This window comes from Kosakonia pseudosacchari, from assembly GCF_900184035.1.
Taxonomy (GTDB): Bacteria; Pseudomonadota; Gammaproteobacteria; order Enterobacterales; family Enterobacteriaceae; genus Kosakonia; species Kosakonia pseudosacchari.
Genome location: NZ_FXWP01000011.1, coordinates 113,013 through 127,315, shown reverse-complemented (window position 1 = coordinate 127,315; position 14,303 = coordinate 113,013). Strand labels below are relative to the sequence as shown.

Here is a 14,303-nt window from a genome sequence, read left to right as displayed (position 1 = left end):
CAGGTGTGATTACAAGGCTAATTTGGCTATTTTACGCTGACGCACACGTTTGCGTCACCATAATAAAAAAAGGCCGGAAGATCCGGCCCTGAGGATTATCGGTTAAACGCCGCCTGGAAGGCTGCGACTAACGCGTCGTTCTGCGATTGTGTCAGCGTGTGACCTTTCGGATCGATGAACTGAAGGCTGCTGCGGTTATCCAGATCGCCGACCTGCAGTTTATAGTCGCCGGAGGCCAGACCCGGATCGCGCGCGCCCAGTTCCTGCCAGCTGCTGTCAGACAGCGGCTTGTAGGTCACGGCAATACTGCCCGTTGAGCGGGTGCTGTCGGTCACTTTCATGCCCACTTTTTCCAGCACGGACGGCAGGCGCTGCCACACCACGTTAAACGGACCACGTACCACCAGCATCGGCAGACCGGTATCATCGGCAGCGCTCTGGACATTCAGCGTAGAAACGCTGCGGTTTTCCGCCGCCGTTTGCGCGTCAGTTGCGGTTTTATCCAGACCAGAGGAGATTACGTTCAACATTTCGGTGCTGTAACGCTGCAGCGACGCGGCATCTGCTACCGGTTTGCCCGCTTGTTCCAGGTTCACCAGCTTGACGATGACCGCCTGCTGATAACCCTGCGGTTTTACCGAGATTTGATAACGACCGCGATACTGCTGATCTTCATCCAGACGGTTCCAGTCAACCCAACCGGTGGTCAGGGTCTGCGTGGCATCGTCACGTTTGTCGATGCTGTAGTTTTTCCCCTGAAGAATGCTGACGACCTGCGGCCACAGCGTGCTGTTGCGGCCGTTTTCGACCATCAACGTCGCGGTGTCACCGGTAAACTGGGTGCGCGCACCGCTCACCAGCGCCAGCGGCTGAGCTGGCGGACGAATGTCCAGCGCTTTACCTACCGCGCCGCTGCCGTTAGCAACAGGAATGGTGTAATCACCGTTTTGCACCGGGAGGATCATCCCTGCGGGCGCGTGAAGTTCAGCAAGCGGAGCCGCATCCAGATAGGATTCGTCACCGCTAACCTGACGCTTATAACGTGAATCGGAACTACAGGCGGCGAGTAACATCACAAGTGAAACACCCGCTACCTTCGCCAGGCGCGACTTCTGTACTGAGTAAGCCATCAAATCTCCCTAAACTTTACAGCAGACCGGCATGCTTAAGCGCAGTGCGGACAACGTCACGACCATGGTCGGTAATTGGCGTCATCGGCAGACGCAGCGTGTCGGTTGCTACAAGCCCCAACTCCATACATGCCCATTTGACCGGGATCGGATTGGGTTCGACAAATAGTTTGTTGTGTAACGGCATCAAACGCTGGTTGATCACGCGTGCTTCGGCGTAATTCCCCTCGGCCGCCAGATTGCACATGTCGGCCATATCGCGCGCCGCCACGTTGCTGGTCACGGAAATCACACCGTCACCGCCGAGCTGCATAAAGTCCAGCGCGGTGGCATCGTCGCCGCTCAACAGGATAAAGTCGTCTGAAACCAGCTCTTTGATCTGGTGAACACGACTTAAGTTCCCGGTCGCTTCCTTAATACCGATAATATTTTTAATTTTCGCCAGGCGACCAACGGTTTCCGGCAACATATCGCAGCCGGTACGCGACGGCACATTATACAGAATTTGCGGCAGGTCAGTATGTTCGGCGATGGCTTTAAAATGCTGGAACAGCCCTTCCTGAGTCGGGCGGTTGTAGTAAGGCGTAACGGTCAGGCAACCCACTACGCCGCTGTCGTTGAAACACTGGGTCAGGCTGATGGCTTCTGCGGTAGCGTTCGCGCCCGTCCCGGCAATCACAGGGATGCGCCCGTCGGCCAGTTCAACCGTCATCTTCACCACGTCGGCATGTTCATCATGGCTCAGCGTGGCGGATTCACCGGTAGTCCCTACCGAAACGATCGCCGTGGTTCCGTTGGCGACATGGTAATCAATCAGTTTTTTCAGGCTTGACCGGCAGACTTTACCTTGCGAATCCATCGGCGTGATAAGCGCGACAATACTTCCCGTGAACATGGGCCATCCTCTGTGCGAACAAGATTCTCAATGGTACGTGCGGTGCCGTCAGAAAAGCAAGAGACCTGAGGCCCTGTGGCGGTTGTATGCCGGTTTTTTTTATGCTTTCCTTATGATTACCTCACGTTTGACAGGAAGCTCAGGTTTGACAACCTCATCACAACACTTTTTGGTTATCACTGCGCTGGGGGCCGACAGGCCTGGCATTGTGAACACGATCACACGCCACGTCAGCAGCTGCGGCTGTAATATCGAAGACAGCCGCCTGGCGATGCTGGGGGAAGAGTTCACGTTTATAATGCTGCTTTCGGGTTCGTGGAACGCCATCACCCTTATCGAATCGACATTGCCACTGAAAGGTGCCGAACTGGATTTGCTGATTGTGATGAAACGTACCGATGCCCGTCCGCGTCCTGATATGCCAGCCACCGTGTGGGTGCAGGTTGAAGTCCCCGATTCGCCCCACCTGATTGAGCGTTTCACTGCGCTTTTCGACGCACATGACATGAATATTGCGGAGTTAGTCTCCCGTACACAGCCCGGCAATCTTACCGTTGCGCCAACGTTATTTATCCAGATAACCGCTCATAGCCCGGCGTCACAGGACGCGTCAAATATTGAGCAGGCGTTCAAAGCCCTATGTACAGAATTGAACGCGCAAGGCAGTATAAACATCGTCAACTATTCCCAGCATGATGAACAGGATGGAGTTAAGTAATGAATCCACTGAAAGCCGGTGATATCGCACCGAAATTTAGCTTGCCCGATCAAGACGGTGAACAAGTAAATTTGGCCGACTTCCAGGGACAGCGTGTTCTGGTCTATTTCTACCCGAAAGCCATGACACCAGGCTGTACTGTCCAGGCCTGTGGCCTGCGCGATAACATGGATGAGTTAAAGAAAGCGGGCGTGGAAGTGCTGGGTATCAGCACCGACAAGCCAGAGAAACTTTCCCGCTTTGCCGAAAAAGAGCTGCTCAACTTTACGCTGCTCTCTGATGAAGACCACCAGGTCTGCGAGCAGTTTGGCGTCTGGGGTGAAAAAACCTTTATGGGCAAAACCTACGACGGCATCCACCGTATCAGCTTCCTGATCGACGCTGACGGTAAAGTTGAACATGTATTTGATGACTTCAAAACCAGCAATCACCACGACATCGTGGTTAACTGGCTGAAAGAGAACGCCTGACAGTCACGCCCTTTTCTCAGGGCGGCCCAATCGGGTACGCCCTTTCCTTTGCCTTCCCCCGCAAATATTTGACCGCGATCACACTTCACACCGCGATGTCGACACTTGTGCCGACAGGTTAATTTTCGCTCTACGCTGACCATCACTTTTGTTCGTCCCTCCTGTTCCATAAACACACAACTATTTGAAATTTAGTAATTTATAACTTTGGCACAGCTTATGCTAAAGCAGGCTCAATGTTTTTACCTCGATTCCAGGGAGCCGAAATGAACCGCTTTGTGATTGCCGATCCCGAGTGGTGTATAGGATGCAATACCTGCCTTGCCGCCTGCTCGGATGTGCATAAAAGCCAGGGACTGCAGCACCATCCCCGGCTGACACTCGTGCGCACACCCAGCAAAACCGCGCCGATACTGTGCCGCCACTGTGACGACGCGCCGTGCAAACAGGTATGTCCGGTCAATGCCATTTCGTTTCGGGATGATGCCGTTTATCTCAACGAAACGCTGTGTATTGGCTGCAAACTGTGCGGGCTGGTGTGTCCGTTCGGGGCGATCACGCCCGCCGGTAGTCGCCCGCTCAATATCCCCGCCCGTTACGAGCACCACATTGCCGAAGAACAGCTGCGCGATGTGCCCGGCAGCGCGCCCAACGATCACCCCTTTTTACGCTGGAATGCGGGGGTGCAAACCATCGCGGTGAAGTGCGATCTCTGCGACTTTCTGCCTGAAGGCCCAGCCTGTGTCCGGGCTTGCCCCACACACGCGTTGCACCTGGAAACCGAAACCACACTGCATAAACAGCTCAAGGCTCGTCGGGAGCTGGCCGCGCTGAGTTCAACCGATGTGACGTTTCCTCCTCTTCCCTCTTCGCCGGAGCAACGCTAATGGATGCCCTGCAATTATTGATGTGGTCAATCGTGGTGTATGTCGCCGGCGGCTGCTTTTCGTTGTTGCTTGCCCGCAGGCAGGAACTGGCGATCAACGTCGCCGGGATCGCCGCCATGCTTGGCGGCGTGATGGGGATTGCCAGCGCGGTGACGGCGTTACACGGCGGAGTGCCGCTGAGTTTTCAGGCTATCGGCCCGTTTGATTTCGCCCATTTCGTGGTGCGCATGGATAACCTGAGCGCGTTTATGGTGCTGGTCATCTCATTGCTGGTCACGCTGTGCGGGCTCTACTCACTGGCCTATGTGCGGGAATACATCGGCAAAGGTGCCGGGGCGATGGGCTTTTTTATGAACCTGTTTATCGCCTCGATGGTAGGGCTTGTGGTGATGGATAACGCGTTCTGGTTCATCGTGCTGTTTGAAATGATGTCCCTCGCCTCGTGGTTTTTGGTTATCACTGACCAGGATGACGAGTCGATCCGCGCCGGGATGCTCTATTTCTTTATCGCCCACGCCGGATCGGTACTGATCATGATCGCCTTCTTCCTGATGTGGCGCCAGAGCGGCAGCCTCGATTTCGCCAGTTTCCGCACGCTCACGCTGGAGCCGGGCACCGCGTCGGCGGTCTTCCTGCTGGCCTTCTTCGGTTTTGGTGCCAAAGCCGGGATGTTGCCGCTGCATAGCTGGTTGCCGCGCGCCCACCCGGCTGCGCCGTCGCACGCGTCAGCGCTGATGTCCGGCGTGATGGTGAAAATCGGTATCTTCGGCATTATCAAAGTCGGTATCGACCTGCTCGGTCACAGCGGCATTCCGTTGTGGTGGGGCGTGGTGGTGCTGGCGTTTGGCGCAGTGTCGTCGGTGCTTGGCGTGCTGTATGCGCTGGCAGAACACGACATCAAACGCCTGCTGGCGTGGCACACCGTTGAGAACATCGGCATCATTTTGCTGGGCGTCGGCGTCGGCATGGCGGGCATCGCCTTACATCAGCCAGTGATTGCCGCTGTCGGCCTGCTCGGTGCGTTGTTCCATCTCCTTAACCACGCGCTATTTAAAGGCCTGCTGTTTCTGGGCGCAGGCGCAATCATCTTTCGTCTGCATACCCGCGATATGGAAAAAATGGGGGCGCTCGGCAAACGGATGCCGTGGACAGCCGGCGCGTTTCTGGTGGGCTGCCTCGCCATTTCCGCGATGCCGCCGCTGAACGGCTTTATCAGCGAGTGGTACACCTATCAGTCGCTGTTCTCCCTCACCCGTATCGACGCCATTATCCCGCGCCTCGCCGGCCCCATTGCCATCGTGATGCTGGCGATCACCGGTGCGCTGGCGGCAATGTGTTTTGTGAAAGTTTACGGTGTCAGTTTTTGCGGCAATGCCCGCAGTGAAAAAGCCGACCACGCACGCGAAGTGCCGTGGCCAATGGTTGCCGCCATGTCCGTGCTGGCGCTGCTGTGCGTGGTGCTCGGCGTGGGCGCAAGCTGGGTGGCTCCGCAGTTAATGCATATCGCGCTGAGCTTAACGCCACCCGCCGCGCTTGCCGCCGCCGAAGGCGCAACGCTTATCCCCGGTGATGCGCAGCAAGCGATGCTGACACCTTCTACCGTGTTCCTGCTGTTACTGCTTTTGCCCCTGCTGCCCGGTGTGCTGTGGTTCCTCAACCGCCAGACGCGCGGCGCGTTTCGCCGCAGCGGCGATGCCTGGGCCTGCGGCTACGCGTGGGAAAAAGGCATGGCTCCCTCCGCAGGCAGCTTTACCCAGCCATTACGTGTGATGTTTGGCCCGCTTTACCAGCTGCGTAAACAGCTCGATCCGGCTCAACCTTTACAACGCAGCCTGGGCGGTATTACGCAGGCGGCAACGCGCACGGAGCCGTTCTGGGACGAGAAAATCATTCGCCCGCTGGTAGGCGCGACGCAGCGCGTGGCCCGCGTGGTGCAGTACCTGCAAAGCGGCGATTTCCGGCTCTACTGCCTGTATGTGATTGCCGCGCTGGTGATCCTGCTGCTGACGATCGCGCTGTGAGGAGGAAACAACAATGTTAGAACAGACTTCTACGTGGTCACTCGGCTTATTTGCCCTCTGCCAGGCAGCCCTATTACTGGCGCTTACGCCGCTGTTTACCGGGGTTTCCCGGCAAATCCGCGCCCGCATGCACTCACGAAAAGGGCCAGGGATCTGGCAGGATTACCGCGACTTACAAAAGCTGCTGAAACGCCAGGCTGTCGCACCGGCGTCCTCTGGCCTGATGTTTCGCGCCATGCCGTGGGTGTTGCTTAGCAGCATGCTGCTGGTGGCGATGACGCTGCCGCTGTTTATCCGCACCGCGCCGTTTGCCGGGGCGGGCGATTTAATCACCCTGATTTATCTCTTTGCCCTGTTCCGTTTCTTCTTTGCCCTTTCCGGGCTGGATACCGGCAGCCCGTTTTCCGGCCTCGGCGCCAGCCGCGAGCTGACGCTGGGGATTCTGGTGGAGCCGATGCTGATCCTTTCGCTGCTGGTGCTGGCGTTACTGGCGGGCTCCACGCAAATCAGCGCCATCAGCAACACGCTGGCGGCAGGCTGGATGTCACCGGTCGCCACGTTTTTAGCGCTGCTAGCCTGCGGGTTCGCCTGTTTTATTGAGATGGGCAAAATCCCGTTCGACGTGGCGGAAGCGGAGCAGGAGTTGCAGGAAGGCCCGCTGACCGAATACTCCGGCGCGGATCTGGCGCTGGTGAAATGGGGCGTCGGCCTGAAACAGGTCGTAATGGCTTCGCTGTTGCTGGCGCTGTTTTTCCCCTTCGGCAATGCCGTCACGCTCAGCGTGGGCGCGATGGCGCTGTCGCTGGTGATCACACTGCTGAAACTGCTGGTGTTGTTTGTGCTGGCCTCGGTGGTGGAAAACTCGCTGGCGCGCGGGCGCTTTTTGCTGACGCACCGCCTGACCTGGCTCGGCTTCAGTCTGGCTGCGCTGTCCTATGTCCTCTGGTTAACCGGTTTGTAAGGAGCGCGGAAAAATAATGGAAACTCTTGCTCTGACGACGCTGCTGCTGCCCTTTATCGGCGCGCTGGTCGTCTCGCTTTGCCCCCGGAAAACCGCGCCGCAGCTTGCCACGCTCTTCGCGCTTCTGGCAACGTTTGCCACCGTGCTGCTGGCATGGCGTTTTTACCAGGCGGGTAGTGAAACCGCGGATATGCCGCTGCTGGCGGCGGGTCAGGTGGTGCTGTTTGGTCTGTTAGTCGACCGCATCAGCACCCTGATTCTGTTTGCGGTGGTGTTTCTTGGCCTGCTGGTGGCGCTCTATTCAACCGGTTACCTGACGCGCAGCAACCGCGAACATCCGCATGACGGCAGCAACCGTTATTACGCGTTCCTGCTGGTGTTTATCGGCGCGATGTCCGGGTTAGTGCTCTCCTCCACGCTGCTCGGACAGCTGCTGTTTTTCGAGATCACCGGCGGTTGTTCCTGGGCGCTGATTAGCTATTACCAGAGCGAAAAATCACAGCGTGCGGCAATGAAAGCGCTGCTTATCACGCACGTCGGTTCGCTGGGGCTTTATCTGGCAGCAGCCACGCTGTTTTTGCATACCCACACTTTTGCCCTGAGCGCCATCAGTCAACTACAAGGCCCGGCAGCCTATCTGGTTTATGGCGGCATTCTGTTTGCCGCGTGGGGCAAATCCGCACAGTTGCCTTTACAAGCCTGGTTACCGGATGCGATGGAAGCGCCAACCCCGGTGAGTGCTTACTTACACGCCGCGTCAATGGTGAAAGTCGGCGTCTACATTTTTGCCCGCGCCATCGCCGAAGGCGGACAGGTCCCCCACACCATCAGCTGGATTGGCGTGGGCATGGCGACGTTAACGCTGGTGTATGGCTTTTTGATGTACCTGCCGCAAAAAGATATGAAACGGCTGCTGGCCTGGTCGACCATTTCGCAGCTGGCGTGGATTTTCCTTGCCCTGTCGCTGTCGACCTTCGGCTCGCCGCTGGCCTTCAAAGCGGGGATTGCTTACATCTTCAACCACGCCTTTGCCAAGAGCCTGTTTTTCCTCGTGGCGGGCGCACTCAGCTACAGCTGCGGTACGCGTCTGTTGCCGCGCTTGCGCGGGGTAATGAAGACATTGCCACTGGCGGGCATTGGCTTTTGCGTTGCCGCGTTAGCCATCACTGGCGTGCCGCCGTTTAACGGTTTCTTCAGTAAATTCCCCCTCTTCGCCGCCGGGTTTGCCCTGTCGAATGACGACCCGATTTTGCTGGCGGTGATGATTCTGGCGCTGGTGGAATCCGTCGCCAGCTTCGGCTGGTTTATTTACTGGTTCGGGCGCGTGGTGCCAGGTGAGCCGAGCGAAGACGTGGCGCAGGCCGCACCGCTGCCGTACGCGATGAAACTGGTGCTGGTGATTCTGATTGTGATGTCGCTGTGCTCAAGCGTGATCGCTGCGGCGTGGCTTGGATAAGGGAGTCGATAATGACGGGAACACTGCTTGTTAACAACCTGGCGGGGCTGATGATGTTCACCTCGCTGCTGGTCACCTGCGCCAGACGCTACTCCGTCTCCTGCTGGTTGTATGCCCTGCAATCGCTGGTGCTGGTCTCTATCTTTTTTACCCTGTCGCAGCTGCTGGACGCCGAACAATTGCTGATGTGGTCGTTCAGCGCCTTCTTCACCAAAGTGCTGCTGGTGCCGCTGATCATGGGTTACGCCTTTCGCAAGATGGCGCAATCCGGCGTTGGGGAACGGCTGTTTGGCCCGGCCACGCTGGTGCTGATGGCGGCGGCGATTGTGCTGCTGTGCTGGTTTGTGGTGCGCCCGGTGCAGTTGCCGATGATCGCTCAGCTCAAACCGGCACTCGCCGTGGCGCTCGGCCATTTTCTGCTTGGGCTGTTGTGCATTATCAGCCAGCGCAATATTTTGCGGCAGATCTTCGGCTACTGCCTGATGGAGAACGGCTCGCATCTGGTGCTGGCGCTGCTGGCCTGGCGCGCGCCGGAATTGGTGGAGATTGGCATCGCCACCGACGCCATTTTCGCGGTGATTGTGATGGTGCTGCTGGCACGGAAAATCTGGCGCACCCACGGCACGCTGGATGTCAACACGCTGACGGCGCTGAAGGGGTAACACCATGAGTCATACCTTGATGTTCACGTTGTTACTGCTGACGCCGCTGCTGGTTTCTGCGCTGTGCTTCGCCTGCCGCCTGAGCGGCAATGCGGCGCGCACGCTGGTCACGGTGGTGCATACGCTGGGGATTTCGCTACTGCTGGTTATCGCCCTGTGGACGGTGGCAGAAGCGGTGCGCGAAGGGGAAATTTTCGCCGCCAGCCGCTGGTTGCATATTGACAGCCTGAGCGGGTTGTTTCTGTCGCTGCTGGGCGTCATCGGTTTTATCACCGGCCTCTACTCGATTGGCTATATGCGCCACGAAGTGGATCACGGTGAAATTAGCGTGCCGACGCTCTGTTACTACTACGGCTTTTTCCACCTCTTCCTGTTCACCATGCTGCTGGTGGTCACCAGCAATAACCTGATTGTGATGTGGGCGGCAATCGAAGCCACCACGCTGAGTTCCGCGTTTCTGGTCGGTATTTACGGGCAGCGCTCGTCGCTGGAAGCGGCGTGGAAATACATCATCATCTGTACCGTTGGCGTGGCGTTTGGCCTGTTCGGTACGGTGCTGGTCTACGCCAACGCCGCCAGCTTTATGGCGCAGCCCGACCATGCCATTTTCTGGACCGAAGTGCTGAAAGAGAGCAGCCAGCTCGACCCGACGCTGATGGTGCTGGCGTTTGTGTTTGTGCTGATTGGTTTTGGTACCAAAACAGGGCTGTTCCCGATGCACGCCTGGCTGCCGGATGCGCACAGCGAAGCGCCGAGCCCGGTGAGCGCCCTGCTCTCGGCGGTACTTCTCAACTGCGCACTGCTGGTGTTGATTCGCTACTACATCATTATTTGTCACGCCATCGGTGACAGTTTCCCCAACCGGCTGTTGCTGATTTTTGGTCTGCTGTCGGTGGGCGTCGCCGCCTTCTTCATTCTGGTGCAGCAGGATATGAAACGCCTGCTCGCTTACTCCAGCGTAGAAAACATGGGGCTGGTGGCGGTGGCGCTCGGTATCGGCGGCCCGCTCGGTATTCTGGCGGCGCTGCTGCACACGCTCAACCATAGCCTTGCGAAAACACTGCTGTTCTGCGGTTCCGGCAATGTGCTGCTGAAATACGGCACCCGCAATATGGATGTGGTGTGCGGGATGCTGAAAGTAATGCCGTTTAGCGCCGTACTGCTTGGCGGCGGCGCGCTGGCGCTGGGCGGGATGCCGCCGTTCAATATTTTCCTCAGTGAGTTTATGACCGTCACCGCCGGGCTGGCGGCGGAACACCTCGCCGTCACTATTCTGCTGCTGGTATTGCTGACGCTGGTGCTCGGCGGGCTGGTGCGCATGGTGGCGAAAGTGCTGTTTGCCACGCCGCCGCAGCAGGTGGCAACCGGCGAACTGGGCTGGCTCACCACCGCGCCGATGGTGCTTTTACTGGTGATGATGCTGGTGATGGGTACGCATATTCCTCAGCCCGTCAGCCGGTTACTGGCCAGCGCCGCCACCATCGTGCAGCAAAACAATGATGATCATCCCACGCAGCTTAGCTGGCTGTGGGCCAATTTTGATACCACCGCCGCATCGGCAACGCCGTCGCATCGTCAGGGAGAGTGAAAGTGAGTTATTTAGCCAGCGTGAATCTCCAGCAACCTCGCGGCAACGCCTGTCTTGCTGCATTGAAGGCGCAGTTTCCCGGCGCGGTGCTGGACGAGGAGCGCCAGACCTTCGAACAAGTCACGATAACGGTCAAAATCAACCTGTTGCCGGACATTGTGCACTACCTCTATTACCAGCATGACGGCTGGTTACCGGTGCTGTTTGGCAATGATGAACGCACCCTGAATGGTCATTACGCGGTCTATTACGCGCTGTCGATGGAAGGTGCGGAAAAGTGCTGGATTGTGGTGAAAGCGCTGGTCGATGCTGACACGCGCGAATTCCCGTCGGTGACACCGCGCGTCCCCGCCGCCGTATGGGGCGAACGTGAGATCCGCGATATGTACGGTCTGATCCCGGTCGGCCTGCCGGATCAGCGCCGTCTGGTGCTACCGGATGACTGGCCGGACGATCTGCACCCGCTGCGCAAAGACACCATGGATTACCGCCTGCGTCCGGAGCCGACCAGCGACACGGAAAACTACACCTTTATCAACGATGGCGGCAATTCGGCACGCATTGTGCCGATTGGCCCGCTGCATATCACCTCGGATGAACCGGGGCATTTCCGCTTGTTTGTTGATGGCGAACGGATTGTCGATGCCGATTACCGTCTGTTTTATGTCCATCGCGGCATGGAGAAGCTGGCAGAAACCCGCATGGGCTACAACGAAGTGACGTTCCTGTCGGACAGGGTTTGCGGTATCTGCGGTTTTGCCCATAGCGTGGCTTACACCACCTCGGTGGAAAATGCGCTCGGCATTGTGGTGCCGCAGCGGGCACACACCATTCGTTCGGTACTGCTGGAAGTGGAACGGCTGCACAGCCATCTGCTGAACATCGGCCTTTCCAGCCACTTTGTCGGCTTTGATACCGGTTTTATGCAGTTTTTCCGCATCCGTGAAAAATCGATGACCATGGCTGAGCTGCTCACCGGTTCGCGTAAAACCTACGGTCTGAATCTGATTGGCGGTATCCGCCGCGACATTCTCAAAGAACAGCGCGTCAAAACCATTCAACTGGTGAAAGAGATGCGCGCGGAAGTGGCGCAACTGGTGGATATGCTGCTCTCCACGCCGAACATGGCGCAGCGCACCCAGGGGGTGGGCATTCTTGATCGTCAGGTCGCACGCGATTTCAGCCCGGTCGGGCCGCTGATCCGTGGCAGCGGTTTTGCCCGCGATTTACGTTTCGATCATCCGTACGCCGATTACGGCAACCTGCCGAAAACCCTGTTTACCTGGCCGGATGGCGACGTCTTTTCCCGCGTCATGGTGCGGGTGAAAGAGGTCTTCGATTCGCTGGCAATGATTGAGTTCGCGCTGGATAACCTGCCGGATACGCCGCTGCTGACCGAAGGGTTTAGCTATCAGCCGCACAAGTTCGCCCTTGGCTATGTGGAAGCGCCGCGCGGCGAGGATGTTCACTGGAGCATGCTCGGCGACAACCAGAAACTTTATCGCTGGCGCTGTCGCGCGGCGACCTACGCCAACTGGCCGGTGCTGCGCTATATGCTGCGCGGCAATACCGTTTCCGATGCGCCGCTGATCATCGGCAGCCTCGATCCCTGCTATTCGTGTACCGACCGCGTGACGCTGGTGGATGTGCGCAAGCGTAAATCGACAACCGTGCCCTACAAAGAGATCGAACGTTACGGCATTGAACGTCGCCACTCGCCGCTGAAGTAAGGAAAGAAACGATGCTGAAATTGTTGAAAACCATTCTCAGAGCAGGCGAGCCAACGGTGAAATACCCGTTCGCGCCGCTGGAGGTGTGTCCGGGGTTTCGTGGAAAACCGGAACTGGATCCACAGCAATGCATTGCCTGCGGCGCCTGTACCACCGCCTGCCCGGCGAACGCGCTCACGCTGGAAACGGATGCCGGGGAGAACAGCCGCGTCTGGCAACTGTTCATTGGCCGCTGCATCTACTGCGGGCGCTGCGAAGAGGTGTGCCCGACGCGGGCGATTCGTCTGTCGGAAGAGTTTGAACTGGCGGTCACTAACAAAGCCGATCTCTATGTGCGCGCCACCTTCCGCCTGCAACACTGTCGCGAGTGCGGCGTGCCGTTCGCGCCTGAAAAATCCGTGACGCTGGCGGTGGAACTGCTGGCTCTGAACCAAAACGCACCACACCAGCTGGAGAACCTGCGGGCGCAAGCCTCTCTCTGCCCGGCCTGCCGCCGACGCGCGGCGCTGGAGCATCGCGGCAGTGTGAACGTGCATTATTACCTGAAGGAGCAAGCATGAGTTCCGACCTGAAAGTGCTGAACCAGCATGTCAGCCAGCCGGTGCCGCTCGATGAGTCCGCGCAGAAAATGAAGCAGCTACTGCTGCGCGATATCCAGCGCTCTGCTTACGTTTACCGCGTCGATTGCGGCGGCTGCAACGGATGTGAAATCGAAATTTTTGCCGCCATTACGCCACTGTTTGACGCGGAACGTTTTGGCATCAAAGTGGTGGCGTCGCCGCGCCACGCGGATATTTTGCTGTTTACCGGCGCGGTCACGCGCGCCATGCGCATGCCCGCGCTGCGTGCCTGGGAATCCGCCCCGGATCATAAAATCGCTATCTCCTACGGCGCGTGTGGCGTTGGCGGCGGGATTTTTCACGATCTCTACTGCGTGTGGGGCGGCAGTGACACTATCGTGCCGATTGATGTGTGGATCCCCGGCTGCCCGCCGACGCCAGCGGCGACCATCCACGGTTTCGCGGTGGCGCTTGGCTTGCTGGAGCAAAAGCTGCACGCCGTCTACCATCAACAAGCGGCAGATGAAATCGCCAGCATACGCTGGCCGACGCTGCCGCTCGCTCTGCGGGTAACGATTGAGCGGCTGGCTCGCCAGCTGGCGGGTTATCGCCAGGGACGCGAGATAACCGACCAGCTATTCGCGTTATTAACCGCAGGCGATCCCGCGCAGGCCACGCAGCGGGTAAATCACTGGCTGCAACAGGCGGCGGATCCGCGCCTGACCTCCATCGTGCAGCAACTGATGAACGAGCTGGAGCGCGCCCATGTCTGAGCAGCAAGCGAAAGTGATGTTCTGGATGCTGCGGCAGAAGTTTGTCGATAACAGCGTCGAACTCGAAGAGAAAAGCCGCCAGGTAATGTACTACTCGCTGGCGATTGGCCACCACGTTGGGGTAATCGACTGCCTCAACGTGGCGCTCGAATGCCCGCTTGCTGATTACCAGCACTGGCTGGCGTTGATCGACGACGCCGATGCCAGGCGCAAAATGCAGGGGTTATTAACCTTCGGTGAAATCGTCATTGATGCCAGCCACGTGAATACCCTCGCACTGACGTTCGTGCAGTTATCGAAAACAGCAGAAGAACCCTGGCGGAGCTGGAGCCGCCAGTTGTTGCAACATTTACAGGATATGGCGCATGAACCGGCGATCTACCTGATGGTGCGGCTGCTGCGCTGAATAATTCATCATATAAATGTCACCCCAGTGATTTATACGTGAAGCT

The 14,303-nt window shown here is 58.0% G+C and carries 14 protein-coding genes; 12 read left to right on the top strand and 2 right to left on the bottom strand.

From position 1 onward, the window contains the following. Nucleotides 1-95: 95 nt before the first annotated feature. On the bottom strand, nt 96-1,130 hold the full coding sequence (gene bamC / locus BN2591_RS09155) for an outer membrane protein assembly factor BamC (RefSeq protein WP_086870844.1): 1,035 nt from the start codon (nt 1,128-1,130) through the stop codon (nt 96-98). A gap of 16 nt (nt 1,131-1,146) precedes the next feature. After that, a complete protein-coding gene (dapA, locus tag BN2591_RS09150) occupies nt 1,147-2,025 on the bottom strand; it encodes a 4-hydroxy-tetrahydrodipicolinate synthase (RefSeq protein ID WP_086870842.1) in 879 nt (292 codons plus the stop codon). 145 nt (nt 2,026-2,170) lie between these two features. Between dapA and BN2591_RS09145 the strand changes: the two genes are divergently transcribed. The 12 genes from BN2591_RS09145 (at nt 2,171) to BN2591_RS09090 (ending at nt 14,257) form a co-directional block, all read left to right on the top strand. Continuing rightward, a complete protein-coding gene (locus tag BN2591_RS09145) occupies nt 2,171-2,743 on the top strand; it encodes a glycine cleavage system transcriptional repressor (protein WP_208616137.1) in 573 nt (190 codons plus the stop codon). Then, nucleotides 2,743-3,213 (top strand): thioredoxin-dependent thiol peroxidase, encoded by a 471-nt coding sequence (bcp, locus tag BN2591_RS09140; protein ID WP_017458948.1) that lies wholly within the window; start codon nt 2,743-2,745, stop codon nt 3,211-3,213. Before BN2591_RS09145 ends, bcp begins: the two co-directional genes overlap by 1 nt. A gap of 266 nt (nt 3,214-3,479) precedes the next feature. Then, a complete protein-coding gene (locus tag BN2591_RS09135) occupies nt 3,480-4,100 on the top strand; it encodes a 4Fe-4S dicluster domain-containing protein (protein ID WP_086870840.1) in 621 nt (206 codons plus the stop codon). Then, on the top strand, nt 4,100-6,121 hold the full coding sequence (gene hyfB / locus BN2591_RS09130) for a hydrogenase 4 subunit B (RefSeq protein ID WP_086870839.1): 2,022 nt from the start codon (nt 4,100-4,102) through the stop codon (nt 6,119-6,121). The genes BN2591_RS09135 and hyfB overlap by 1 nt, the downstream gene beginning before the upstream one ends. Before the next feature lie 13 nt (nt 6,122-6,134). Beyond that, nucleotides 6,135-7,082: a respiratory chain complex I subunit 1 family protein gene (locus BN2591_RS09125; protein ID WP_086870837.1), complete on the top strand. Its 948-nt coding sequence runs from the start codon at nt 6,135-6,137 to the stop codon at nt 7,080-7,082. Nucleotides 7,083-7,098: 16 nt separating this feature from the next. After that, complete coding sequence (locus tag BN2591_RS09120) at nt 7,099-8,538, top strand: hydrogenase 4 subunit D (protein ID WP_086870836.1); 1,440 nt, start codon at nt 7,099-7,101, stop codon at nt 8,536-8,538. A gap of 11 nt (nt 8,539-8,549) precedes the next feature. Then, nucleotides 8,550-9,200: a hydrogenase 4 membrane subunit gene (hyfE, locus tag BN2591_RS09115; RefSeq protein WP_017458953.1), complete on the top strand. Its 651-nt coding sequence runs from the start codon at nt 8,550-8,552 to the stop codon at nt 9,198-9,200. A 4-nt stretch (nt 9,201-9,204) separates the two neighbouring features. Beyond that, a complete protein-coding gene (gene hyfF, locus BN2591_RS09110; protein WP_086870834.1) occupies nt 9,205-10,788 on the top strand; it encodes a hydrogenase 4 subunit F in 1,584 nt (527 codons plus the stop codon). 20 nt (nt 10,789-10,808) lie between these two features. Further along, a complete protein-coding gene (locus tag BN2591_RS09105; RefSeq protein WP_096325422.1) occupies nt 10,809-12,518 on the top strand; it encodes a hydrogenase large subunit in 1,710 nt (569 codons plus the stop codon). Between the two features lie 11 nt (nt 12,519-12,529). Beyond that, on the top strand, nt 12,530-13,078 hold the full coding sequence (gene hyfH, locus BN2591_RS09100) for a hydrogenase 4 subunit H (protein WP_086870832.1): 549 nt from the start codon (nt 12,530-12,532) through the stop codon (nt 13,076-13,078). Then, nucleotides 13,075-13,851, top strand: a complete 777-nt coding sequence (locus BN2591_RS09095) for an NADH-quinone oxidoreductase subunit B family protein (RefSeq protein ID WP_086870830.1) — start codon at nt 13,075-13,077, stop codon at nt 13,849-13,851. The genes hyfH and BN2591_RS09095 overlap by 4 nt, the downstream gene beginning before the upstream one ends. Next, nucleotides 13,844-14,257, top strand: a complete 414-nt coding sequence (locus tag BN2591_RS09090; RefSeq protein ID WP_086870828.1) for a formate hydrogenlyase maturation HycH family protein — start codon at nt 13,844-13,846, stop codon at nt 14,255-14,257. Before BN2591_RS09095 ends, BN2591_RS09090 begins: the two co-directional genes overlap by 8 nt. Nucleotides 14,258-14,303 lie beyond the last annotated feature (46 nt).